The sequence below is a fragment of the Nocardioides sp. F233 genome (assembly GCF_057813895.1).
This window is the reverse complement of record NZ_JBVASH010000003.1, coordinates 497,332-519,613: the sequence shown is the minus strand read 5'-3', so window position 1 is coordinate 519,613 and position 22,282 is coordinate 497,332. Positions and strand designations below refer to the sequence as shown.

The window sequence follows — 22,282 nt, the reverse complement described above, 5'->3', positions numbered from 1 at the left end:
TAGTGGCCACTCACTGGCCGCCGAACACGTGGCCCCAGTACGAGACGGCCGTCGACTCGCGGGCCACCCAGCGGCCGTCGTCGACGGTCATGCCCTCGGTGCCGAACTCGACGTCGAAGCCGCCGGGCGACTTCACGTAGAACGAGATCATCTCGTCGTTCATGTGCCGGCCCAGGGTCGCCGAGAGCGGCGCACCGTGCTTGCGCACGCGCTCCAGGGCGCGGCCGACGTGGTCGAGCTTGTCGACCTCGAGCATCACGTGGACGCACTTGCTCGGGTTGGGCATCGGCAGGAACGCCAACGAGTGGTGGCGCGGGTTGACGCCGAGGAAGCGCAGCCAGATCTTGCTGCCCGGCTCCTTGCCGACGAACTCGCCCGGCATGCTCATCGAGTCGCGCAGCCGGAAGCCGAGCACCTCGGTGTAGAACCGCAGCGCCTCGACGTCGTCGAGCACGGGCACCACGATGTGGCCCATGCCCTGGTCGCCGGTGACGAAGGTGGCGGCGTACGGCGTCACGACGGGCCGCGCCTCGTAGGTGATGCCGTGGAACAGCTCGAAGACGTTGTCCCACGGGTCGCGGAACCGGACCAGCTCCTGGACGCGGCGCTCGTCGAGCTCCTCCTTCGTGCCCTCCTCGAACTCCACGCCGGCCTTCTGCAGGTGCTCGCGGGCGGCCTGCAGGGCCTGGTGGTCGGCGAGCTCCCAGCCGGTGCAGTCGAGCTGGTCGACGTCGGAGGGGAACACCACGACGCGCGCGGAGACCTCGTCGATGCGCCAGTACTGGTTGTCCGGGTCGGGGCCGCGGCCCTCGGCGAGGCCGAGGACCTTGCCGGCGAAGGTCTTCCAGGCGTCCAGGTCGGTGCTCGCGACCCGGATGTAGCCCATGGACTTGATGTCGATCGTCACGACCGCGGCCTTTCGACGTGGCGGGCCAGGAAGGCGGTGCAGATCTCGGCGAACTCCTCGGCCGCCTCGATCTGTGCCCAGTGGCCGCAGTTGGGGAAGACGTGGAGCTGGGCCTTGGGGATCTGCTTGAGTGCGACCAGCGCGCCGTCGAGCGGGTTCACCCGGTCCTCACGGCCCCACGTCAGCAGGGTGTGCTTGCGCAGCTTGTGCGCCTCGCGCCAGAGCATGCCGTCCTCGGCCCACTCCGGGTTCCAGAACGAGACACCCATCGAGCGCATCGCCTCGAGCGAGCCCGGTGCGGTCGCGTCGGCGAATCGCTCCTCGACGAGCTCGTCGGTGACGAGGGCCTGGTTGACGACCATCGTGGAGATGAACGCCCGCAGCGCCTCGCGGCTGGGGTTCATGCTGAAGTCCATCAGCCGCTGGACGCCCTCGGTCGGATCGGCGTGGAAGAGGTTGACCGACAGGCCGCCCGGGCCCATGAGCACCAGCCGGCCGACGCGGTCGGGGTACTCCAGCGCGAACCGCATCGCCGTGCCGCCGCCCAGCGAGTTGCCGAGCAGGTGGACCCGCTCGATCTGCAGCTCGTCGAGCAGCTTCACGAGGTACGACGCGGAGTGGCGGAAGTAGTTGGCCGTCACCTCGGGCTTGTCGGAGGCGCCGAAGCCCGGCTGGTCGACCAGCAGGGTCCGGAAGGTCTCGGCGAAGCGCGGCAGTGCCGAGCCGAAGTTGCTCCACGCCGACGCGCCCGGGCCGCCGCCGTGCAGGAGCACGAACGGCAGTCCCCCGCCCACCACGGAGCCGCCCTCGGGGCCGGCCTCGTAGTAGTTGAGCGTGATGTCGCCCGCCTTCGCTGAACGACGGGTCTCCTCCTGACCGAAGGCCATCAGTACATCCCCGGGTCGACCTTGTGGCCGAACTGCTGGGCGCCGTACATCTGCAGCGCGCGCTCGGGGTCGTTGGCGGCGTGCACGCGCCCGGCGTGCGAGTCGCGCCAGGCACGCTGGAGGTAGGTGCCCTCCGCGAGCGCACGACCACCGGACGCCTCGAACAGGGCGTCGATCGCCTCGATCGAGCGGGCGGTGCCGAGCACCTGGTCGCGACGCACCCGCAGCCGCAGCTCGAGCGGGATCTGCTCGCCCCGGGCGACGTGGGCCTGCTCCTCGCGGATGTTGTTGATCAGCAGCGCCCAGGCGGCGTCGATCTCCGAGGACGCGCGCGCGATGCGAACCGCGGCGAAGGGGTCGAGGGACGCCTTCTCGCCGAGGTACGCCGCACGCACGCGCTTCTGCTGCATCTCGACGTGCTCGGCGTACGCACCCTTGGCCATGCCGATGATCGGGGTGGCGATGGTGCTGGTGAAGATCGAGTGGAACGGCAGCTTGTAGAGGTCGCTGGTGTTGACCTCCTGGCCCGGGCCGCGGCAGGCGCCGGTCTCCCCCATCGAGAGCGTGAACGCCTCGGGGATGAAGGTCTCCTCCACGACGATGTCGTTGGAGCCGGTGCCGCGCAGGCCGACGACGTTCCAGACGTCGACGATCTGGTACTTCTCCCGCGGGACCATGAAGGTGCGGAAGTCGACGACCTGGCCCTCCTCGTTGAACACGAGACCACCGAGCAGCACCCAGCTGCAGTGGTCGGAGCCGGACGAGAAGCTCCAGCGGCCGGAGAGCTTGAAGCCGCCCTCGGTGATGACGGCCTTGCCGGTCGGGGCGTACGACGACGACAGCCGCACGCTCTGGTCGTCACCCCACACGGCCTGCTGCGCCTCGTCGGCGAACAGGGCGACCTGCCAGGGGTGGACACCGACCACGCTGGAGACCCAGCCGGTGGCGCCGTCGGCGGTGGCGATGTCGCGCACGGCGGTGTAGAACGCGACCGGGTCGGCCTCCATGCCGCCGTACCGCTTCGGCTGCAGCAGCCGGAAGAAACCGGTCTCCTCGAGCTCCTTGATCGAGGCGTCCGGGATGACGCGGAGACGCTCACCCTCCTCGGCCCGCTCGCGGATGGTCGGGAGGAGGTCACGCACGCCGTCGAGGACGGCGGTCACCTCGGGGGCGAAGTCCTGGTTCATGGGAGCTCCTGTGTCTGCGACAGTGTGTGCTGGACCAGATTAGAACAGGTTCTACTTTTGGCACAAGCGGGGTCCCCCACAACGCCGAACGGGGCGCCGGACCCGAGGGTCCGACACCCCGCCAGCGAGCGCTGGCCGCGTTCAGTCGACGACCGCGCGCCACCAGGCGTCGATGACGCCGTCCGGGTCGAAGTGGAAGGCATCCTTGCCGTAGAGCACGGTCTCGCAGCCCTTGACCTTGACCTTCTTCGCCTTGACGTTGAAGTAGACCGTGTCGACACCGGCGCCGCAGCTGATCCGCAGGCCCTTGGCGGGGTTCTTGACGTACAGCGTGTCGTTGCCGGAGCCGGCCTTGACGACCGAGCGGGTGTCGAGGTCACCGAGCCAGAGCCTGTCGTCGCCCGCGCCCCCCAGCGCCTTGAGCAGGCCGGTCAGCAGCCCCCCGACGTTCTGGTTGCCGAAGGTGTCGTTGCCGGCACCACCCTTGAAGAGGTCGCCCTCGCTCGTCACCACGCCGGAGCCGTAGAACGACGAGCCGTACTTGTGGTCGAAGTCGTACGAGACGCCGTCGCGCAGCGTGTCGTCGCCGGCACCGCCGAGGACCTTGTCGCGGCCGGGTCCACCGATCACCAGGTCGTTGCCGACGCCGCCCTTGACCTTGTCGGCGCCCTCCTGGCCGTCGACGACGTCGTCGCCGATTCCGCCCTTGGCCCTGTCGTCGCCTGCGGCGCCGGCGGCGATGTCATTGCCGAGACTGCCGTTGAGCCGGTCGTTGTCGGCTCCGCCGAGCAACACGTCGTTCGCGCCCCCACCGACGAGCCGGTCCTTGCCTGCGTCACCGAGGAGGGTCGCCCCGACGTAGCCCGGGCGCTGCGAGTCCGGCTCGCTCGGGTCACCGTTGCCGGCACGAAGCCGGTCGTTGCCCGGTCCACCCCAGGCGACGCCGGCACCGTCGCCGGTGTCCAGCCGGTCGTTGCCGAGGTCCCCGTACAGGTGGTCGCGACCCGCCTCGCCGAACAACCGGTCGTTGCCGGCGCCGCCCCAGACGTCGTCGTCGCCGTTGCCGCCGAAGAGGCGGTCGTTCCCGGCAGCGCCCTCGATCCGGTCGTTGCCGTCACCACCCCAGACCTTGTCCGCGCCCGCCAGGCTCAGGATGCGGTCGTCGGCCGGGGTTCCGATGATCTTGTTCTTCTTCGGCGTACCGACGAAGTCCTGCGCGAGGGCCGGCGCCGCCGCGCCGACCGCGAGGGTGGCCGCGAGGGCACACCCGATGACGTTGATCTTCCTCATCTGTTCTCCCAAGAGTCGTGGTCGACGTACGTCGTGCGCGCGGCGTCAGCCACGCGCGGGCCGGTGGCGCAGCGGAACCGTGCCGTCGGGGTCGTAGTGGAAGGCGTCGTTGCCGTAGACGACGCTCTCGCAGCCCTTCGTCCTCACCTTCTTCACCCTGATGTTGAAGTAGACGGTGTCAGCACCCTTGCCGCAGGTGATCCGCAGACCCTTGGCCGGGTTCTTGACGTAGATCTTGTCGTTGCCCGCGCCCGGCTTGACCACGGCGCCGCGGTCGAGGTCGCCGACGTAGAGGGTGTCGTCGCCCGCGCCGCCCAGCGCCTTGAACAGACCGCTCAGCGGCTCCGTGCCGTAGCCGAACCGGTCGTTGCCGGCGCCGCCCTTGAGCACGTCGCCGTCGCCCGCACCGAAGACGTAGAACCGGTCGTCACCGGCGCCGCCGACCGCCCGGTCGCGCCCGGAGTAGAGCTCGAAGCCGTCGTTCCCGACACCACCCTTGAGGACGTCGTCACCACTCCCGACGGCCTCGTAGTCGTCGTCGATCAGGTAGTCGTTGCCGTCGCCGGCGACGAGGCGGTCGTCGCCGCCACCACCCTCGAGGTAGTCGGCGCCGCTGCGGCCCTTGAGCCGGTCGTCGTCCTCGCCTCCGTAGAGGTCGTCGTTGCCGGCACCGCCGACGAGCCGGTCGTTGCCCGACTCCCCGTTCAGGTTCGCCCCCTCGTACCCGTTCGGGACACCGTTGCCGGTCGTGAGCGGCCGGGTCGGGTCGCCGTTGCCGGACCTCATGCGGTCGTTGCCCTCGTTGCCGTAGGCGTCGTCCGCACCGTCGCCGGTGTTGATCCGGTCGTTGCCCGCGCCGCCCAGGATGTAGTCAGCCCCGGCCTCACCGAAGATCCGGTCGTTGCCGTCACCGCCGAGCAGCGCGGAGTCGTCGCCGTTGCCGCCGTGGATCCGGTCGTTGCCGGTGCCGCCCTCGACCCGGTCGTTGCCGTCACCGCCGAAGAGCTTGTCCTTGCCCCCGAGACCGAGGATCTGGTCCTTGTCGGCCGTGCCGACGATCTTGTCCTTCTTCGGCGTGCCGACGAGGCCCTGCGCGAACGCCGGCGCGGTCGCTCCGACCGTCAGGGTGGCCGCGAGGGCGCACCCCACCGCGTTGATCTTCCTCATGTGAACTCCCAAGACATAGCGAGAGGATGTGCTCGCCGACAGGACCGATCCCTCCGGCGCTCGGTCAACCTACCCAGCGCAGCGGAGCTCACCCGCCGATGGACCGGGTCGCGGGCGGACTAGAACCTGTTACAGTTTTGGCCATGAAGGACTCCTACGACGTCGTCGTGGTCGGCGCCGGCGGTGCCGGCATGTCGGCCGCGCTCGCCGCGGCCCACCAGGGCCTCGACACCGTCCTGGTCGAGAAGAGCGGCCACTTCGGCGGCTCGACCGCGCGCTCGGGTGGCGGGGTGTGGATCCCCGGCAACTACGCGCTGCGGGCGGCCGGCCAGGTCGACGAGGGCGATCGCGAGGCAGCGAAGACGTACCTCGACTCGATCGTCGGGGACGTCGTTCCGAAGGTGCGCCGCGACACCTACCTCGACCGCGGCCCTGAGGTCCTCGACTTCCTCAAGGAGAAGACCCCGCTGCGGTTCACCTGGGTGCCGGAGTACGCCGACTACCTGCCCGAGCAGCCGGGCGGCCGCCCGCGTGGGCGCAGCGTCGAGCCGGTCCCGATGGACGCACGCTTCCTCGGCGACGAGCTCGACCGGCTGCACCCGCCGTACACCAAGGCGCCGGCCAACCTGATCGTCACCCAGGCAGACTTCCGCAAGCTCAGCCTCGGCCTGCGCACCATCCGCGGCCCGCTGACCATGATCAAGGTGATGGTCAAGCGCCTGCTCGCCATCCTCACCGGCAAGAAGATGTTCGCGATGGGCAACGCGATCGCCATCGGCCTGCGCAAGGGTCTGGTCGACGCCGGAGTGCCGGTCGCCTACGACACCGCGCTGCTGGACCTGCTCGTCGAGGACGGCCGCGTGGTCGGCGTCGTGGTCGAGTCCGACGGTGAGCGCCGCGAGATCCGCGCCGAGCGGGGCGTGATCCTCGGCTCGGGCGGCTTCGAGCACAGCCAGGAGCTGCGTGAGAAGTTCCTCCCCCAGCCGACCTCCTCGGCCTGGTCCACGGGTGCCGCGTCCAACACCGGCGCCGGCCTGCTCGCCGGTACGGCGGCCGGTGCCGCCACCGACCTGCTCGACGACGCCTGGTGGGGACCGACCATCCCGCTCCCGAACCGCGCGTGGTTCTGCCTGGCCGAGCGCAACCTGCCCGGCTCAATCATCGTGAACTCCGCGGGTGCGCGGTACATGAACGAGGCGCTGCCCTACGTCGAGGCCACCCACGAGATCTACAAGGGCCAGGCCACCGGCGTGGACCACGTGCCGTCGTACATGGTCTTCGACCAGACGTACCGCAACCGCTACCTCTTCGCCGGTGTCGCCGGCCGGCAGCCGTTCCCCGGCCGCTGGTACAAGGAGGGCGTCGTCACCCGCGCCGACACGCTCGAGGAGCTGGCCGCCAAGGTCGGCCTGCCGTCGGGCTCGCTGGACGCGACGGTCTCGCGCTTCAACGGCTTCGCCCGCGCGGGTGTCGACGAGGACTTCCACCGCGGCGAGTCGGCGTACGACAAGTACTACTCCGACCCGACCGTCAAGCCGAACTGCTCGCTCGCGCCGATCGAGAAGGGCCCGTTCTACGCGGTCAAGATCGTCCCCGGCGACCTCGGCACGAAGGGCGGCCTGGTCACCGACGAGCGCGCCCGGGTGCTGCGCGAGGACGGTGCGGTCATCCCCGGCCTGTACGCCGCCGGCAACGTCTCGGCAGCCGTCATGGGCAACACCTACCCCGGCCCGGGTGGCACCATCGGTCCCGCCATCGTGTTCGGATATCTCGCTGCAGAGGACATCGCCCATGCCGATTGACCCGTCGATCGCGATCGGGGCCGATCTCGGCTCCCGCACGTTCTCGTGGACCGAGTCCGACGTGCTGCTCTACCACCTCGGCATCGGCGCGGGCTCGCGCACCGGCGACAACCTGTCGGCCTCCGCGCTGCGTTACACCCTCGACGACGCCGCGCTGCAGGTGCTGCCGTCCTTCGGCGTCGTCGCCCCGACCTTCCACGAGACCGACCCGCCGCCGCTCGACCTGCCCGGGTGCGACATCAACCTGGCCCAGGTGGTCCACGGCTCGCAGTCGATCTCCGTCTCCGGCCCGCTCCCCACCTCCGGTACGGCGACCGTGCGCACCACGCTCACCGACGTCTGGGACAAGGGCAAGGCGGCCGTGATCTGGCAGGAGGGCGTGGCGACCGCTGGCTCCGACGGGACGGGCGAGGAGCTGTGGCGGGTGCGCTCGTCGATCTTCGTCAAGGGCGAGGGCGGCTGGGGCGGCGACCGCGGCACGGCCACTCCCGTGGTGGTGCCCGAGCGGGAGGCCGACCACGTGTCGTCGTACACCGTGACGCCGCAGCAGGCGCTGCTCTACCGCCTGTGCGGTGACCGCAACCCGCTGCACGCCGACCCCGGCTTCGCGAAGGCCGCCGGCTTCCCCGCACCGATCCTGCACGGGCTGTGCTCCTACGGCATCGTGCTGCGCGAGCTCACCGACGGCCTGCTCGGCGGCGACGCCACCCGGGTCGGAGGGTTCACCGGCCGGTTCGCCGGCGTGGTGTTCCCGGGCGAGACGATCCGGGTCGCCGGCTGGAGGGAGGGCTCCTCGATCATCGGGTCGGCGAGCATCGACGGCGGCGAGCGGCACGGCTCCCCTGTCCTCGCGGACTGTGTGCTCACCGTGGCCTGAGCCTGTTGCGGGGACGCGTGCCGGCGCTACGTTGGGCGCGTCCCCGACGAAAGGCCCTGCCATGCCCACTCGTACCGCACGCACCGCCTGGAACGGCGGCCTCATGGACGGCTCCGGCCAGGTCGAGCTGACCTCGTCCGGCCTCGGCACCTACGACGTGTCGTGGCCCAAACGGATCGCCGACCAGGCCGACGGCGCCACGAGCCCCGAGGAGCTCATCGCCGCCGCCCACTCCGCCTGCTATGCGATGTCGCTGTCGAACGAGGTCGCCAAGGCAGGCGGAACGCCCCTCGCCCTCGACGTCACCGCCGACGTCACCGTCGGCCCGGACCCGGCCGGTGGGGTCCGGATCACCGGCGTAAAGATCACGGTCCGCGGCGAGGTCGACGGCCTCGACGAGGCGGGCTTCGCGGCCGCCGCGGCGACCGCCAAGGCGGGCTGCCCGGTGAGCAAGGCGCTCACCGGCACCGAGATCACGCTGGACGCCGCCCTGGAGGGCTGACCTCCAGCTCGACCGGGTCACCGACCCGGATGGTGCCGCCCTCGAGGACCCGGAACACGGTCCCCGCCCGGCGTCGGAGCGCCTCCTGCGCTCCGGCGCCGATCGTGTCGTCGAGCAGCTTGCACGGCGCCGCGACCCGGACCACCTCGAGCAGCACCTGGCCGACCCGGATCCGGGTGCCCGGGTCACGCGGTACGGCGCCGTGGCTGATCGTCAGGTTGCGGCGGGTCAGCTCACTGGGCACCACGCGCCCGAAGACAGCGACAGCCTCGTCGAGCGTCTCCCGGCTCTGCACGGTGACGTGGCGGTGCCTCGTGCCGTGGTAGCGGTCCCCCACGATCCCTCGCCCGGTCTCCACCTCGACCTCGTCCTTCGGCTGCATCGGCAGCCGGGTCGCCTTGGCGACGTGGATCGCGGCGACGACGGGCGGGAGGTCCATGGCACCAAGGTTAGGGTGCCCGGCATGGATGTCCGGTTGCCCGCCCCTGCCGGTGGCCGCCCGCGCAGAGCCGTCGCCGCCGTCGTCGTCGGCGGCATCCTGCTCGTCGCTCCGCTGACCGCGATCGCCAGCCAGCGCCTCGACACCTACGACCGGCTGAACGCGCTGATGCTCGCGCTCGCCGGCCTGGTGGTCCTCGGCTGGGGCGCGCGTCGGCTGGCCGGGAGCCGGACACGACTGCAGCACGCCACCGACGTGAACCTGGACGGCGTCGGCGTCACGGTGCGCGGCGCGGACGTCACCGCGCTGGTCACCTGGCCCGACGTGGCGCTGGTCGAGGTGCGCTGGTGGGAGATCGTGCCGCCGTACGTCGACGAGGCGACCCACCTGCCGGTGCTGCGGTTCGTCGCCCGGCACGACGGCGACATCACGCTGACCGGGACGCCGACGATCACCGCCGACCTGGCGCAGTCGTTCGGCATCACGCCACCCGCCGCGGCGCTGACCGCGGTGATCGGGATGGCTGCGCTCGAGCCACTGCAGGACCTGCTCACGTGGGTCGGCGCCCACCGGCCGGACGTACCCGTCGAGGTCGGGGCACCGCCCGAGCTCTGAAAGCCTAGGAACGCGCCGCGTCGGCCTTGGCCCGCAGCGCGGCGACCATGGCGTCGGGGTCCTCGGCCGAGTAGACGGCGGAGCCGGCGACGAAGACGTCCGCGCCCGCCTCGGCGCAGCGCTCGATGGTCTCCAGGGAGACGCCGCCGTCGACCTGGAGCCAGGTCTCGACACCGTGCTTGTCCATCAGCGCGCGGGCGCGGCGGATCTTGGGCAGGCACAGGTCGAGGAACTTCTGGCCACCGAAGCCCGGCTCGACGGTCATGATCAGCACCATGTCGAGCTCGGGGAGCAGGTCCTCGTAGGGCTCGATCGGCGTCGCGGGCTTGAGGGCCATCGACGCGCGCGCACCGGCCGAGCGGATCTCGCGGGCGAGCCGCACCGGGGCCTTCGCCGCCTCGACGTGGAAGGTGACCGAGCCGCAGCCGGCCTCGACGTACGCCGGGGCGTTGCGGTCGGCGTCGTCGATCATCAGGTGCGCGTCGAGCGGCACCGGGCTGACCCGCGCCAGCGCCTCGACCATCGCCGGACCGAAGGTCAGGTTCGGGACGAAGTGGTTGTCCATGACGTCGACGTGCACCCAGTCGGCACCGGGGATCCGGGCGACCTCCTCACCGAGCCGCGCGAAGTCGGCGTTGAGGATCGACGGGGTGATCTGGATGTGGCCCACGGGCGGCCAGTCTAGGAGGTCGACGGCGTTCGGGCATGATCGTGGGCGTGCCTGCCGACGAGACCGACGACCGGGAGATCCGTGCGGTCGTGGACCGCTTCTTCGCCGCCTTCGTCAGCGGCCCCGAGGCGGCCACCCGAGCCGACGACCTGCGCGCCGTGCTGCTGCCCGAGGCGCTGCTGGTGAGCAGTGCCGGCGCCACGCTCGCGTCGTACGACGTCGAGTCGTTCATCGCCCCGCGCGTCGCGCTGCTCGGCGGCGGCACCCTCGCGGACTTCCGCGAGTGGGTCCTGGATGCCCGGGTGGACCGGTTCGGCGGCATCGCACAGGTGTGGTGCGGGTACGCGAAGTCGTGGCACCAGGACGGCGTCCCGATGACGGGCGCGGGGACCAAGTCGCTGCAGCTCGTGCGGACGGATGACGGCTGGCGGATCAGTGCCGTCGCCTGGGACGACGAACCCGCCTGACGCACCGACGTCGCTGTCCCGATGATCGGGCGTTTTCCCTCCATCACGGCCGGAACCGGTCGATGATGGAGGGAACAGCACTCTGGGGGGAGGCACCCGATGCCCATGATGAACAGCGAGGCCCGCAAGCGGGCCGCGGCACGCGAGCTGCTGACCGACCCGCGGGCCGAGGCCCGCCGGCTGGCCGACGAGTGGGACCGCGAGGCGGACCACGAGGACGCCTGCGGCAACGGTTTCGCCGCGGTGATCCTGCACGCCCACGCCCGCGACCTGCGGGCCGCGCTCGACGATCCGGACCAGGGCGACCAGCCCGCCCAGCCGCTCAGCGCCTGATCTAGGAGTCTCCCGCGTCGTCGGTCGGCAGGTCGTCCCGGTCCGCCCACTCCAGCAACGGCGCGATGTCGAAGACGTGGTCGTCGATGTCGTGGTGCAGGTCGCCGAGCTCGGCGAAGCGGGCCGGCACGGTCCTGATCGTGAAGTCGCGCGGGTCGGCGTCGTCGACCTCGTCCCAGCGGATCGGCGTGGAGACGCGGGCGTCGGGCAGGCCACGCACAGAGTACGCCGCCGCGATGGTGTGGTCGCGGGCGTTCTGGTTGTAGTCGACGAACACGGCCGCCGGGTCGCGGTCCTTCTTCCACCAGGTCGTGGTGACCAGCTCGGGCGCACGCCGCTCGACCTCGCGAGCGAAGGCGAGCGCGGCCCGTCGTACGCCCTTGTGGTCGTGCTCCGGCGCGATCCGGACGTAGACGTGGATGCCCTTGCTGCCGCTCGTCTTGGGGTAGCCGACGGCGCCGAGCTCGTCGAGCACCTCGTGCGCCACGTGGGCGACGCGCCGGATGTCGTCGTACGTCGACGCGGGGCCGGGGTCGAGGTCGATCCGCCACTCGTCGGGCATCTCGGTGGCTCCGCGGCGGCTGTTCCACGGGTGGAACTCGACGGTCGACATCTGCACCGCCCAGATCACCGAGGCCAGCTCGGTCACGCAGAGCTCGTCGGCGGTGCGCTTCCAGCGCGGGAAGTACAGCTGCACGGTCTCGACCCAGTCGGGCGCGCCCGCGGGAAGCCGCTTCTGATGGACCTTCTCGCCGTCGAGGCCCTTCGGGAAGCGGTGCAGCATGCACGGGCGCTCCCACAGCGCGTTGACGATGCCGTCGCCGACGGCGAGGTAGTACTCGACCAGGTCGAGCTTGGTGGCACCGATCTGCGGGAAGTAGACGCGGTCCGGGTTGCTCACCCGCACGACACGGTTCTCGACCTCGATCTCCACCGCGGGGGACGCCATGGCTGCTGAGGGTACCGGTCAGCCGGCCCGGCCGAGCGCGACCAGCGCGAGCAGCAGGCAGGCGAGGCTCTCACCGTCGGTGATCTCGCCGCGGCCGACCCGGACCAGCAGCTCGTCGAGGGGCACCCGGTGCACGGCGCGGATGCCGTCCTCGAGCATGGCGTCGTCGCCGACGTACGTCAGGCCACGGGCGAGGTAGACCACCTCGGGTGCGTGGGCGACGCCGATGAGCGCGTTCATCCGGCCGATCTCCTGCCAGTCCGACGCCGCCAGGCCGGTCTCCTCGCGCAGCTCGCGCTGGGCCGCCACGAGCGGGTCCTGACCGTCCGCGCCGCCGGCCGGGAGCTCGAGCGAGGCCCGATCGCCCGTCGTGTAGCGGTCGATCTCGACGAGCACGACCTCGTCGTCCTCGGTGAGCGGTACGACGAACACCGCCGGCTGCCGTACCTCGACGACGCCGTAGATCCCGTCACTGCCGTCGGGCCGGACGACCTCGTCCTCGCGAACCCGGATCCACGGGTTCTCGTAGGCGATCCGGGTCGTACGGCGCTGCCAGGGCTGCATCCTGCCAAGGTAGCCAACCTGGCCGTACCGTGAGGCCGTGGACTTCGACCAGCCGCCCGTCGTCCGGGTCACTGCCGAGGACCGGCTCGACCGCGACGAGTGGCCGATGACGATCCCGGCCGTCGAGCAGGTGATGCGCGAGGGCCTCGAGCTGGCGAAGGGCGTCACCTTCCTGGTCGGCGAGAACGGGTCCGGCAAGTCGACGCTGGTGGAGGCGGTCGCCGTGGCGTACGGGCTCTCGCCGGAGGGCGGCACCAACCAGGGGCGACACACGACGCGCGAGTCGGAGTCGCCGCTGCACCGGGCGCTGAAGGTCCAGCGCGGGCTCGGCGCGGGGCGGTGGGGGTTCTTCCTGCGGGCCGAGACGATGCACGGCTGGTACAGCTTCCTGGAGGCGAACCCCGGCAACGGCCGCGAGCCGGTCTTCCACGAGATGAGCCACGGCGAGTCCTTCCTCGAGGTGCTGCGCACCCGGTTCGACTCCCCCGGCTTCTACTGCCTCGACGAGCCCGAGGCGGCGCTCTCGTTCTCCTCCTCGCTCGGCCTGATCTCGGTCCTGGACCGGGTGGTCGGCGAGGGCGGTCAGGTGTTGTGCGCGACGCACTCCCCCGTGCTGGCGGCGATGCCGGGCGCGACGATCCTCGAGGTCGGTGACTGGGGGCTTCGTCGTACGACGTGGGAGGAGCTCGAGCTGGTCCAGCACTGGCGCCGCTACCTCGACGACCCGCGGCGCTACCTGCGCCACGTCCTGGACTGACCTGTCACGCGACCCGGGGTCTGGAGCGTCAGGTGGGTGTGAAGGCAGACCGGCAGGCCGAGGAGTTCTCGGCGTTCGTGCGCGAGACCGGCACCCAGCTCCATCACGCGGCGATGCTGCTGACGGGCGACCACCACCTCGCGGAGGACCTGACCCAGGCGACGTACGCCAAGGTCTTCGTGCGCTGGCGGCGGGTGCAGACCGCGGAGAGCCCGGTGGCCTATGCGCGGACGATGCTGCTGAACACCTTCCTGTCGCACCGCCGGCTGCGCCGGTCCGGGGAGCGTCCGAGCGACCTCACCGACGCGGACGTCGGCCCGCCGGCTCGCGGCCACGACCCGGAGCTGCGGATCGACCTGCTGGCCGCACTGGCCGGCCTCGCCCCGCTCGACCGCGCCGTCGTGGTCCTCCGCTACTGGGAGGACTGCAGCGTCGCCGACACCGCCGCCGACCTCGGGATCAGCGAGTCGGCGGTGCGCACCCGCGCCCGCCGCGCCCTGCTGCGGCTGCGCCCGCTGATCGACCCGATCTCCGAGAGGACCCTCCCATGACCGACCTCGACCACCTCGACCCGCTCGTCGGCCCGGCCCTGCGCGAGCGGCTGCGCCACGAGCGCCCCGACCTCGAGCACCTCGCCGCCGCTTCCCTCACGTCCGGCCAGCACCTGCGCCGTCGGCGCCGCGTCGCCGTGTCCGGAGTCGTCGCGGGGGTGGCTGCGGTCGCCGCTGTCTCGGTGGCCGCGGGCGTGATGACCGGCGACGGTACGGCGGCCCGCGACCGCGCGGTCGCCACGAACTCCACGTCGGCGCCCGCCACCGGCCTGCAGGTCGGGCAGGTGCTCGACCTCGGCGACGGCCTCACCGCGACGATCCGCACCGACAAGACCGGGCTCTACGAGCTGGGCGCGAGCACCCTGCCCGGTGCCGGCACCGGCTTCGTCGCCCTCGTCTCCGGTCCCACCGACCGGATCAACACCTGGTGGTCCGACGGCTTCGGCACCCTGACCCAGGACTGGCCCGGCATCACCGTCGCCGTCTCCATGGCCGACGCCGATGCCCTCGGGATGCTCGGCAAGGTCGACAAGGCGCCGGTCACCGCCCCCGCAGGCTGGTCCTGCGAGTGGTTCCTCGTGGACGACAAGGCCGCCTGCACGTCCGCCGACGGCGGCGTCGCTGGCCTCGTGATCCGTGGTGCCGCAGAGCGCGACGCCTGGCTGTCCTCGACCGACAAGGGCGCGGACCCGAGCGTCTACACGACCGAGGCGCACGACGGCATCTTCATCAGTGTCCAGGGCGGGCAGGGCACCACGAACGCCGAGATCAAGGCGCTCGGGGAGGGCCTGGTCTGGGTCGACTGAACCAGCGGCCCGGGGTTCACGACCGGACGGGGTGGCACCATGGCCCCGTGCGTCTGGTGCCCCTCGTCGGCGTCCTGCTGGCGATCTGCACCGGGTGCGACGACGCCCCTGCGGGCAGCTCGCCGTCGTGGCAGCGCAGCAAGGACCCCGTCTCCGCGGCCGGCCTCCCGTTCGCCGTCGGCAGCACCGTCCACGTGGACGACGTCCGGATCGACACCGGGGTGGCGATCGCGACCTTCGTGGTCGCCGGCGACGGCGTCTCCTTCCTCGAGGACGAGGATCCGGACGACGGCTTCCGCCCGACGCCGGACACCCACGAGCTCAGGTTCGCGTCCCGGACCGGCAACGTGATCGACACAGGCATCGACGTGCTGGGAGCCTCCCTCCGATCCTCTCCCAACGGCCGGCACCTCGCGGCGCTCGACATGGAGTCCGGGGACGAGGACGCCTACGGCACTCCCCAGGCAGCCCTGGTGGTGTGGGACCTCGAGTCCGGCGAGGAGATCATCCGGTCGACAGCCGCGACCGGGGACCCGGACGAAGACGACTTCGCGGACCTCTACCCGGAGCTCGAGATGAACATTCCGGCGATGTCCGACGACAGCCTCGTCCTCGATGCCGCGGGCACCTGGTCCTACGACTTCGCCACGGGCGAGGCGACGGAGCTGGACGTCGACGACATCCCGCCGCGGTCGACCTCCCTCCTGGTCAACCCGGACAGCCCCTGGCGCATCGACCACGAACGTCCGGGCCAGCTCCTGCTCGGCCCCGGCGGAGCGCAGGTCACCCCCCAGGCCGACGGCACACGCCTGGACCTTCGAGGGTGGAGCGACCAGGACACGGCGTACGGCTTGCTTCGTGGAGCGCGGCCCGAGGTGGTGACCTGCGACGTTCCCTCCGGCAGCTGCGATGTCCTCGAGGGCACGGCTGGCCAGTACGTCGTCCTTCCCAACGGGCTCCCCAGTTCCGGGTTCGACCTCACGGAACCGTTGCAATGACGGACCCCGAGCTCCGCCGAGCTCGAGGTCGAGCCAGCGACGCTGCGCAAAGCCTCGGACGACCTGGAGGACGCCGCCTTCCTCGTGGGCCAGCAGCACTCCGCCATCGCCGGCGTCAGCGTCACGGCGGCCGACCTCGGCACGGTCCCCGCTGCCGCCTCACTCGCGAAGGCGGTCGACCTGCTGATCGTCCGGGGAGCGGTTCAGCTCAAGCTCGGCAGCCTCGCTGTGGCCGACCTCGCCGAAGGGCTCTGGAACAGCGGCAAGGACTACGACGCGACCGACGTGGCGGTTCAGGCAGCGTTCGACCATCTCCGCAGCAGCGCGTGGTCCTGGTCGCGCAATCCCGTGCGGTTTGGTCCCAAACCGCACGGTTTCGGGGCGCGGAGCTGCGGTTTGGGACCAAACCGCATGACACAGCGCGAAACAGTCAGCGCCAGCCCAGCTCCGGGGCGACGTGGGTGAGGATCGACTCGAGCACGTGCGCGTTGTAGTCGACGCCGAGCTGGTTGGGGACGGTCAGCAGCAGCGTGTCCGCCTCCGCGACGGCCTCGTCCTCGCGCAGCTGCTCGACCAGCTGGTCGGGCTCGGCGGCGTACGAGCGACCGAAGATCGCGCGCATGTTGTCGATCTGGCCGACCTGGTCGTCGTCGGGGCGGCCACCGAAGTACATGTGGTCCTCCTCGGAGACGAGCGGGAAGATCGACCGGCTCACGGACACCCGCGGCGTGCCCTGGTGCCCGGCTGAGGCCCAGGCGTCGCGGAACACGCGGATCTGGTCGGCCTGCTGGACGTGGAACGGCTGGCCGCTCTCGTCCTCCTTGAGCGTGGAGCTCATCAGGTTCATGCCGAGCTCGGCGGCCCAGCGGGCGGTGCCGTTGGACGCGGCGCCCCACCAGATCCGGTCGCGCAGGCCCTCGGAGTGCGGCTCGAGGCGCAGCAGGCCGGGCGGGTTGGCGAACATCGGGCGCGGATTCGGCTGGGCGAACCCCTCACCCTTCAGCGCCTCGAGGAACACCTCGGTGTGCCGGCGCGCCATGTCGGCCTCGGCCTCGCCCTCGGCGGGCGCGTACCCGAAGTACCGCCAGCCGTCGATCACCTGCTCCGGTGACCCGCGCGAGATGCCGAGCTGCAGTCGCCCACCCGAGATCAGGTCGGCGGCGCTGGCGTCCTCGACCATGTACATCGGGTTCTCGTAGCGCATGTCGATCACGCCGGTGCCGATCTCGATCCGGCTGGTGCGCGCACCGATCGCCGCGAGCAGCGGGAACGGGCTGGCCAGCTGGCGGGCGAAGTGGTGCACCCGGAAGTACGCGCCGTCCGCGCCCAGCTCCTCGGCCGCGACGGCGAGATCGATGGACTGCAGCAACGTGTCGGCGGCGCTCCGGGTCTGGGAGTGCGGGCTCGGCGTCCAGTGGCCGAAGGAGAGGAACCCGATCTTCTTCATGACTGGTTGAACCGTCAACTTTCCCGGTTCATTCCGCGGCTCAGGCCCTGCGCAGCAGGGCCAGGAACATCGCGTCGGTCCCGTGCCGGTGCGGCCAGAGCTGGACGGTGCCGGGCAGCGGCCCCTCCGCATCCGGTACGACGGGCAGGTGCGCGGCCACGTCCTCGAGCCGGACGTCCGGGTGGTCCGCGAGGGTGGCGGTCACGACGTCGGCGGTCTCGGCCAGCACGGGCGAGCAGGTCGCGTAGAGGAGCGCTCCCCCGGGCCGCAGCACCCGGACCGCCTCGGCCAGCACCGCGCGCTGCAGCCCGACCAGCTCGGTCACGTCCGCGGGACGACGACGCCAGCGAGCCTCGGGACGACGCCGCAGGGCGCCGAGCCCGGTGCACGGGGCGTCGAGCAGGATCCGGTCGGCGCTCGCGTCGGCGAAGGGTGCGCGCATGGCGTCGGCCTGGACGACGCCGGCCAGTCCCCCGCTGGAGGCGGCGGCGCGGGCGACCAGCCGGGCCCGGTGGTGGTGCAGCTCCACACCGGTCAGGCTCGCACCACGCTCCGCGGCCAGCGCCGCCAGCAGGGACGCCTTGCCGCCGGGACCCGCACACAGGTCGACCCAGCGCTCGTCACGGCCCTCGACAGGCGAGGACGCCAGGGCGAGCGCGACCAGCTGGGAGCCCTCGTCCTGCACGCCAGCGCGGCCCTCGGCCACGGCCTCGACGCCGGCCGGGTCGCCGCCGTCGAGGACCACGCCGTACGGCGAGTACGGGGTCGGCGTACCGGACAGCTCGGCGCGCGCCGCCAAGCCGGGACGGGCCACGAGGGTCACCCGCGGCGGGTCGTTGTCGGCGGCCAGCAGCGCGGGCAGCTCGTCGGCGCGGTCACCGAGCGCGCGGCGCAGCTCGTCGACCACCCAGGCCGGATGGCTGTGCGCGACAGCGAGGTCGTCGGGTGCGACGTCGGCGAGCCAAGCCTCGAGGTCCCGCGCGGCCACCTTGCGCAGCACCGCGTTGCTGAACCCGGCCGCGCCCTGGTTGACCTGGTCACGGACAAGGGTCACGGTCGTGTCGATCGCAGCGTGGGTCGGGACCCGCATCGCCAGCAGCTGGTGGACGCCAAGGCGCAGGGCGTCGAGGACCTTGGCCTCGACCTTGCGCAGCGGCCGGTCGATGCAGGCGGCGAGCACGGCGTCGTACGTGCCCTGACGGCGGATCGTGCCCGAGGCCAGCTCGGTGGTGAACGCGGCATCACGCCCGCTCAGGCCGTGGCGCGCGAGCGCCGCTGGCAGCAGCAGGTTGGTGTAGCCGTCATCGACCCGCACCGCCTTCAGCACCTCGAAGGCGGCCAGCCGGGCCGGGTCGACCGCCCGCCGCTTCTGCCTACTCAAAGCGTGCGGTCTCCGGCAGTCGTACGCCGCGCGCCCAGTCGGCCGCGCCCATCTGCTTCTTCCCGAACGCCTTGACGTCGGTGAGCCGGACCGGGTCGCTCGCCGTGCCGACGAGGACCTCGTTCTTGCCCACCTGGATCGCGCCCGGCGCGAGGTCAGGACCGTCGGTGACGATCTCGACCCGGCCGAGCTTGACCCGCTCATCCTCGAGGGTGGTCCAGGCGCCGGGGCCCGGGGTGCAGGCGCGGATCCGGCGGTCGACACCGACTGCCGGCTCCTTCCAGTCCACGCGGGCGTCGTCGACGCTGATCTTGGGCGCCAGGCTGATCCCGTCGGCGGGCTGCTCGCGGGCCTCGAGCGAGCCGTCGGCGATGCCGTCGAGGGTCGCGACGAGCAGGCTCGCGCCGCCCTCGGCCAGCCGGCCGAGCAGGTCGCCGGCGGTGTCGGTGGGCCGGATCCGCTCGGTCATCACGCCGAAGGTCGGGCCGGCGTCGAGCGCCTCGACGATCCGGAAGGTGGTGGCGCCGGTGTACTCGTCGCCGCCCCAGATCGAGTGCTGCACCGGCGCGGCACCGCGCCAGGACGGCAGCACCGAGAAGTGCAGGTTGACCCAGCCGTGGACCGGGATGTCGAGCGCGGCTCGCGGGAGGAGCGCGCCGTACGCCACCACCGGGCAGCAGTCCGGCTCCAGTGCCTTGAGCGCGTCCTGGAACTCGGGGTCGCGCGGGTGGGCCGGCTTGAGGACGGGTACGCCGAGCTCCTCGGCGCGCTGCGCGACCGGGCTCGGCGTCAGCTTCCGCCCTCGACCGGCAGGGGCGTCGGGACGAGTCACCACGCCGACCAGCTCGTGGCCGGATGCAGCGATCGCGTCGAGCGCGGGGACGGCGACCTCGGGGGTGCCGGCGAAGACGACCCTCATCGGCCGAAGCCTCCCGTGGCGTGCGGCGAGAGCTTGATCGTCGGCTTCTCGAGGCCGAACCACTCGGACTCACGGATCTCGCGCATCGCGGCCTTGCGGCCCGCGTCGTCGAGACGGTCGATGAACAGGATGCCGTCGAGATGGTCGGTCTCGTGCTGGATCGCCCTGGCGAGCAGGTCGGATCCCTCGATCGACACCGGGTCGCCGTGCATGGTGAAGCCGCTCGCGACGACGGACAGTGCGCGCAGGCAGTCGTAGGTCAGCTCGGGCAGCGACAGGCAGCCCTCGGGGCCGTCCTGGGTCTCGTCGGACAGCTGCAGCTTCGGGTTGACGAGGTGCCCGACCTCGCCGTCGACGTACCAGGTGAAGACCCGCAGGCCCACGCCGATCTGGGGTGCGGCCAGGCCGGCGCCCGGCGCGTCGAGCATGGTGTCGGTCAGGTCGGTGACCAGCTGGCGCAGCTCGGCGTCGAAGTGGACGACCTCGATCGCGGGCTTGCGAAGGACGGGGTCGCCGAAGAGTCGGATGGGTCGGATCGCCACCGCGTCAGCCTAGTGGCCCGTGCATGCAGACTCAGAGTTCCCACGGGTCCACCTGGATCCGCACCGGCTCCAGCTTGCGCGCCGAGCGCAACCGCTGCGCCTCGCGCAGCGCCCGGGCCAGGGCGACCCCGTCAGCGCGCGGCACCCGCAGCACCAGTCGCTCCGCGTCGGGGTCGCGCGTCGGAACCGGCCCGAGCACCTCGGCGGCCGCCGGCAGCTCGAGCAGTGCCTGCAGGTCGTCGAGCGCGCCGGCCGCGCCGGTGACGGTGGCGATCCGCGCTGCCGGGGGCAGCCGGGCCTCGCGCCGCTCCTCGGCCTCACGCAGGGCGAACCCGGCGGCGTCCCAGCGCACCAGCGCCTGCAGCACGGGGTTCGCCGGGTCGCCCACCGCGAGCGCGCGACCGCCCGGCCCGACCAGGCCGACGGCGTTGCACCACCGGCGCAGCGCCTCCTCGGGCGCACGCAGGCTGTCGCGCCCGAGCGCCCACCAGGTGTCGAGGAGCACGACGACGGCGTACCCTCCCTCGGCGACCGGCTCGGCCCCCGGCGTCGCGACCACGATCCGCGGCTCGGGCCCCACCCGGGACCGGATCTTGTCGCCCGACGACGACACGACGGCCACCTTGGGGAAGCTGCGGCCGAGCTCGTCGGCGGTCCGGGCGTCGCCCACGACCGGCGCCCGCAGGCCGGTGGCACCGCACTCCGGGCACGCCCAGGCGGGCGCCTCGGTGGCGCACCATCGGCAGCGTGGCGGCGTGGTCGGTCCGGTGAGCTCGAGCGGCCCGGCGCAGGCCTGGCAGCGGGCCGGCGTGCGACAGCGCTCGCAGGCCAACCGCAGCGCGTAGCCCGCCCGCGGGGTCTGCACCAGCACCGGTCCACGCTCGAGTCCCCAGCGCAGCGCGTCGTGGGCCTCCTTCGGCACCCGGGCCGCGCCGGCGGTCGGGTCGCGGTCGAGCGCGACGTCGCTGGCGCCACTGACGCCGATCAGCGCTCGCTCCCGGAGGGTCGCGCGCGGCAGTGCGATCTCGCGCGCCCAGCCGGTGTGGAGCAGGTGCTGGGCCTCGACGGTGCGGGCGAACCCGCCGACCAGCGCGGCCGTGCGCTCCTGCTCGGCCCGGAGCAGCAGGACCTCCCGGACATGGGGGTACGGCGCCCGCGGCTCCGCGTGCAGGTCGTCGCCGTCGTCCCACACCACGACCAGACCGAGGTCGCGGACCGGGGCGAAGGCGGCGGAACGCGTGCCGACCACGATCCGGCGTTCCCCACGGGCGACGGCCAGGAACTCGCGGTAGCGGGCCGCTGGGCCCGGGTCGGCGTGGAGCGCGACGTGGTGGCCCTCGCCGAGCAGGGTGGTGAGCGCGGCGTCGAGACGGGCGACGTCACGGTGGTCGGGCAGGCACACGACGGTCCCCCGGCCCGCGGCCAGCGCGGCGCCGGCCAGGTGCGCCAGCAGCGCGGGCCAGTCCTCGCCGGGGCCGGCCGACCACACGGCTCGAGGCGCGTGGCCGCCACGGAGATGGGTGAGGAAGGGGGCGGCAGCAGGGTAAGCGGCCCAGGCGCGGTCGGCCACGGCCGCGTCGTACGCCAGCGCCGGCTCGGGTGGCGTCGGCTCCTTCTCGGTGGTGGCGTGCCGCGGCGGCACAGCGAGGCGGCGGACGTCGGCGCTCACGCCGGCGTACCGCTCCGCGACGCGCGCGCACAGCTCCGCCACCGCGGGACTGAGCACCGGCTCGGCGCTGACCAGCCGCTTGAGCGGAGCGAGCCGGCCGTCGTGCTCGGAGGCAGCGGCGCGAGCGACGACGAAGCCGTCGACGTCCTGGCCGCCGAAGCGCACCTTGACCCGGGTGCCGGCCGCCGCGCCGTCGGCCATCGCGGCCGGCACGGCGTAGTCGAAGGTGCGGTCGAGGTGGGCCAGCGCCAGGTCGAGCACCACGTGGGCGACCGGGTCGACCTCGGCGATCTCGGCCTCGGCCGCCTTCCGCGCCCGGGTGGCAGCCGCCTTGGCCCGGCCCTCGGCTGCCCGGTCCCGGACGAGACCGGGCAGCTCCAGCGCCGGTTCGTCGGGAGTGGGTGTCATGGCCGCAGTTCTACCAGCGGGCCCCGACCCATCGCCGACCCGGCACAAAGTAGCTCCGAAAACCGGCCGACCCGGCAGAAAGTGGCCTCTCTCGAGGTCATTTTCTGCCGGGTCGACGTCGATCCCGGGCCAGTTTGTGCCGGGTCGG

25 protein-coding genes are annotated in these 22,282 nt (G+C 72.2%); 11 read left to right on the top strand and 14 right to left on the bottom strand.

Going from position 1 to position 22,282, the window contains the following annotated elements:
• Positions 1-10: 10 nt before the first annotated feature.
• The 5 genes from hsaC to ACZYRU_RS13755 all read right to left on the bottom strand — a co-directional run bounded on the left by hsaC (position 11) and on the right by ACZYRU_RS13755 (position 5,438).
• Positions 11-907: an iron-dependent extradiol dioxygenase HsaC gene (gene hsaC / locus ACZYRU_RS13775; protein WP_488957656.1), complete on the bottom strand. Its 897-nt coding sequence runs from the start codon at positions 905-907 to the stop codon at positions 11-13.
• Complete coding sequence (gene hsaD, locus ACZYRU_RS13770; RefSeq protein ID WP_488957655.1) at positions 904-1,794, bottom strand: 4,5:9,10-diseco-3-hydroxy-5,9,17-trioxoandrosta-1(10),2-diene-4-oate hydrolase; 891 nt, start codon at positions 1,792-1,794, stop codon at positions 904-906. Before hsaD ends, hsaC begins: the two co-directional genes overlap by 4 nt.
• Positions 1,794-2,981, bottom strand: coding sequence for a 3-hydroxy-9,10-secoandrosta-1,3,5(10)-triene-9,17-dione monooxygenase oxygenase subunit (hsaA, locus tag ACZYRU_RS13765; RefSeq protein ID WP_488957654.1), 1,188 nt, complete (start codon positions 2,979-2,981; stop codon positions 1,794-1,796). Before hsaA ends, hsaD begins: the two co-directional genes overlap by 1 nt.
• A gap of 141 nt (positions 2,982-3,122) precedes the next feature.
• Positions 3,123-4,271, bottom strand: coding sequence for a calcium-binding protein (locus ACZYRU_RS13760; RefSeq protein WP_488957653.1), 1,149 nt, complete (start codon positions 4,269-4,271; stop codon positions 3,123-3,125).
• A 45-nt stretch (positions 4,272-4,316) separates the two neighbouring features.
• The gene (locus tag ACZYRU_RS13755) at positions 4,317-5,438 is read right to left on the bottom strand and encodes a calcium-binding protein (protein ID WP_488957652.1); all 1,122 of its coding nucleotides are present in this window, start codon (positions 5,436-5,438) and stop codon (positions 4,317-4,319) included.
• 143 nt (positions 5,439-5,581) lie between these two features.
• Here ACZYRU_RS13755 and kstD point away from each other — a divergent pair, with 143 nt between their 5' ends.
• From kstD to ACZYRU_RS13740, 3 genes are all read left to right on the top strand, one after another.
• Entirely contained in the window at positions 5,582-7,240 is a 1,659-nt protein-coding gene (gene kstD / locus ACZYRU_RS13750; protein ID WP_488957651.1) for a 3-oxosteroid 1-dehydrogenase, read from the top strand.
• A complete protein-coding gene (locus ACZYRU_RS13745; RefSeq protein ID WP_488957650.1) occupies positions 7,230-8,117 on the top strand; it encodes a MaoC/PaaZ C-terminal domain-containing protein in 888 nt (295 codons plus the stop codon). Before kstD ends, ACZYRU_RS13745 begins: the two co-directional genes overlap by 11 nt.
• A gap of 61 nt (positions 8,118-8,178) precedes the next feature.
• Positions 8,179-8,619 (top strand): OsmC family peroxiredoxin, encoded by a 441-nt coding sequence (locus tag ACZYRU_RS13740; RefSeq protein ID WP_488957649.1) that lies wholly within the window; start codon positions 8,179-8,181, stop codon positions 8,617-8,619.
• Here ACZYRU_RS13740 and ACZYRU_RS13735 read toward each other — a convergent pair.
• A complete protein-coding gene (locus ACZYRU_RS13735; protein ID WP_488957648.1) occupies positions 8,591-9,058 on the bottom strand; it encodes an MOSC domain-containing protein in 468 nt (155 codons plus the stop codon). The genes ACZYRU_RS13740 and ACZYRU_RS13735 overlap by 29 nt on opposite strands.
• A gap of 24 nt (positions 9,059-9,082) precedes the next feature.
• Here ACZYRU_RS13735 and ACZYRU_RS13730 point away from each other — a divergent pair, with 24 nt between their 5' ends.
• The gene (locus tag ACZYRU_RS13730; RefSeq protein WP_488957647.1) at positions 9,083-9,673 is read left to right on the top strand and encodes a hypothetical protein; all 591 of its coding nucleotides are present in this window, start codon (positions 9,083-9,085) and stop codon (positions 9,671-9,673) included.
• A 4-nt stretch (positions 9,674-9,677) separates the two neighbouring features.
• Here the strand turns inward: ACZYRU_RS13730 and rpe are convergent, their stop codons facing one another.
• The gene (gene rpe / locus ACZYRU_RS13725) at positions 9,678-10,343 is read right to left on the bottom strand and encodes a ribulose-phosphate 3-epimerase (protein ID WP_488957646.1); all 666 of its coding nucleotides are present in this window, start codon (positions 10,341-10,343) and stop codon (positions 9,678-9,680) included.
• A gap of 47 nt (positions 10,344-10,390) precedes the next feature.
• Between rpe and ACZYRU_RS13720 the strand changes: the two genes are divergently transcribed.
• Together ACZYRU_RS13720 and ACZYRU_RS13715 are read left to right on the top strand one after the other, a co-directional pair.
• Positions 10,391-10,810: a Cif family virulence factor gene (locus ACZYRU_RS13720; RefSeq protein WP_488957645.1), complete on the top strand. Its 420-nt coding sequence runs from the start codon at positions 10,391-10,393 to the stop codon at positions 10,808-10,810.
• A gap of 99 nt (positions 10,811-10,909) precedes the next feature.
• Positions 10,910-11,143 carry a hypothetical protein gene (locus ACZYRU_RS13715; protein ID WP_488957644.1) on the top strand — a complete coding sequence of 78 codons (234 nt, stop codon included), beginning with the start codon at positions 10,910-10,912 and terminating at the stop codon, positions 11,141-11,143.
• Position 11,144: 1 nt separating this feature from the next.
• On the opposite strand, the gene ligD is transcribed toward ACZYRU_RS13715, so the two are convergent.
• Together ligD and ACZYRU_RS13705 are read right to left on the bottom strand one after the other, a co-directional pair.
• Positions 11,145-12,092 (bottom strand): non-homologous end-joining DNA ligase, encoded by a 948-nt coding sequence (gene ligD / locus ACZYRU_RS13710; RefSeq protein WP_488957643.1) that lies wholly within the window; start codon positions 12,090-12,092, stop codon positions 11,145-11,147.
• An 18-nt stretch (positions 12,093-12,110) separates the two neighbouring features.
• Positions 12,111-12,656 (bottom strand): NUDIX domain-containing protein, encoded by a 546-nt coding sequence (locus ACZYRU_RS13705; RefSeq protein ID WP_488957642.1) that lies wholly within the window; start codon positions 12,654-12,656, stop codon positions 12,111-12,113.
• Between the two features lie 37 nt (positions 12,657-12,693).
• Between ACZYRU_RS13705 and ACZYRU_RS13700 the strand changes: the two genes are divergently transcribed.
• The 5 genes from ACZYRU_RS13700 (at position 12,694) to ACZYRU_RS13680 (ending at position 16,233) form a co-directional block, all read left to right on the top strand.
• Positions 12,694-13,413: an AAA family ATPase gene (locus ACZYRU_RS13700; RefSeq protein ID WP_488957641.1), complete on the top strand. Its 720-nt coding sequence runs from the start codon at positions 12,694-12,696 to the stop codon at positions 13,411-13,413.
• A 32-nt stretch (positions 13,414-13,445) separates the two neighbouring features.
• Positions 13,446-13,964, top strand: a complete 519-nt coding sequence (locus ACZYRU_RS13695) for a SigE family RNA polymerase sigma factor (protein WP_488957640.1) — start codon at positions 13,446-13,448, stop codon at positions 13,962-13,964.
• Positions 13,961-14,770: a hypothetical protein gene (locus ACZYRU_RS13690; RefSeq protein ID WP_488957639.1), complete on the top strand. Its 810-nt coding sequence runs from the start codon at positions 13,961-13,963 to the stop codon at positions 14,768-14,770. Before ACZYRU_RS13695 ends, ACZYRU_RS13690 begins: the two co-directional genes overlap by 4 nt.
• Positions 14,771-14,817: 47 nt before the next feature.
• Entirely contained in the window at positions 14,818-15,768 is a 951-nt protein-coding gene (locus ACZYRU_RS13685; protein ID WP_488957638.1) for a hypothetical protein, read from the top strand.
• Positions 15,769-15,852: 84 nt separating this feature from the next.
• Positions 15,853-16,233, top strand: a complete 381-nt coding sequence (locus tag ACZYRU_RS13680) for a hypothetical protein (RefSeq protein ID WP_488957637.1) — start codon at positions 15,853-15,855, stop codon at positions 16,231-16,233.
• Here ACZYRU_RS13680 and ACZYRU_RS13675 read toward each other — a convergent pair.
• From ACZYRU_RS13675 to ACZYRU_RS13655, 5 genes are read right to left on the bottom strand one after another with little or no spacing between them, the layout of a single operon-like run.
• Positions 16,199-17,215 (bottom strand): LLM class flavin-dependent oxidoreductase, encoded by a 1,017-nt coding sequence (locus ACZYRU_RS13675; protein WP_488957636.1) that lies wholly within the window; start codon positions 17,213-17,215, stop codon positions 16,199-16,201. The genes ACZYRU_RS13680 and ACZYRU_RS13675 overlap by 35 nt on opposite strands.
• 40 nt (positions 17,216-17,255) lie before the next feature.
• Positions 17,256-18,596, bottom strand: a complete 1,341-nt coding sequence (locus ACZYRU_RS13670; protein WP_488957635.1) for an RsmB/NOP family class I SAM-dependent RNA methyltransferase — start codon at positions 18,594-18,596, stop codon at positions 17,256-17,258.
• Positions 18,589-19,515 carry a methionyl-tRNA formyltransferase gene (gene fmt, locus ACZYRU_RS13665; RefSeq protein ID WP_488957634.1) on the bottom strand — a complete coding sequence of 309 codons (927 nt, stop codon included), beginning with the start codon at positions 19,513-19,515 and terminating at the stop codon, positions 18,589-18,591. Before fmt ends, ACZYRU_RS13670 begins: the two co-directional genes overlap by 8 nt.
• Positions 19,512-20,057, bottom strand: coding sequence for a peptide deformylase (def, locus tag ACZYRU_RS13660; protein WP_488957633.1), 546 nt, complete (start codon positions 20,055-20,057; stop codon positions 19,512-19,514). Before def ends, fmt begins: the two co-directional genes overlap by 4 nt.
• A 31-nt stretch (positions 20,058-20,088) precedes the next feature.
• The gene (locus tag ACZYRU_RS13655) at positions 20,089-22,134 is read right to left on the bottom strand and encodes a primosomal protein N' (protein WP_488957632.1); all 2,046 of its coding nucleotides are present in this window, start codon (positions 22,132-22,134) and stop codon (positions 20,089-20,091) included.
• Positions 22,135-22,282 lie beyond the last annotated feature (148 nt).

Coding starts and splice junctions, on each gene's coding strand:
- hsaD (WP_488957655.1), bottom strand. CDS start 1,794: ATGGCCTTCGGTCAGGAGGAGACCCGTCGTTCAGCGAAGGCGGGCGAC.
- hsaA (WP_488957654.1), bottom strand. CDS start 2,981: ATGAACCAGGACTTCGCCCCCGAGGTGACCGCCGTCCTCGACGGCGTG.
- ACZYRU_RS13760 (WP_488957653.1), bottom strand. CDS start 4,271: ATGAGGAAGATCAACGTCATCGGGTGTGCCCTCGCGGCCACCCTCGCG.
- ACZYRU_RS13755 (WP_488957652.1), bottom strand. CDS start 5,438: ATGAGGAAGATCAACGCGGTGGGGTGCGCCCTCGCGGCCACCCTGACG.
- kstD (WP_488957651.1), top strand. CDS start 5,582: ATGAAGGACTCCTACGACGTCGTCGTGGTCGGCGCCGGCGGTGCCGGC.
- ACZYRU_RS13745 (WP_488957650.1), top strand. CDS start 7,230: ATGCCGATTGACCCGTCGATCGCGATCGGGGCCGATCTCGGCTCCCGC.
- ACZYRU_RS13740 (WP_488957649.1), top strand. CDS start 8,179: ATGCCCACTCGTACCGCACGCACCGCCTGGAACGGCGGCCTCATGGAC.
- ACZYRU_RS13735 (WP_488957648.1), bottom strand. CDS start 9,058: ATGGACCTCCCGCCCGTCGTCGCCGCGATCCACGTCGCCAAGGCGACC.
- ACZYRU_RS13730 (WP_488957647.1), top strand. CDS start 9,083: ATGGATGTCCGGTTGCCCGCCCCTGCCGGTGGCCGCCCGCGCAGAGCC.
- ACZYRU_RS13715 (WP_488957644.1), top strand. CDS start 10,910: ATGCCCATGATGAACAGCGAGGCCCGCAAGCGGGCCGCGGCACGCGAG.
- ligD (WP_488957643.1), bottom strand. CDS start 12,092: ATGGCGTCCCCCGCGGTGGAGATCGAGGTCGAGAACCGTGTCGTGCGG.
- ACZYRU_RS13705 (WP_488957642.1), bottom strand. CDS start 12,656: ATGCAGCCCTGGCAGCGCCGTACGACCCGGATCGCCTACGAGAACCCG.
- ACZYRU_RS13690 (WP_488957639.1), top strand. CDS start 13,961: ATGACCGACCTCGACCACCTCGACCCGCTCGTCGGCCCGGCCCTGCGC.
- ACZYRU_RS13675 (WP_488957636.1), bottom strand. CDS start 17,215: ATGAAGAAGATCGGGTTCCTCTCCTTCGGCCACTGGACGCCGAGCCCG.
- fmt (WP_488957634.1), bottom strand. CDS start 19,515: ATGAGGGTCGTCTTCGCCGGCACCCCCGAGGTCGCCGTCCCCGCGCTC.
- ACZYRU_RS13655 (WP_488957632.1), bottom strand. CDS start 22,134: ATGACACCCACTCCCGACGAACCGGCGCTGGAGCTGCCCGGTCTCGTC.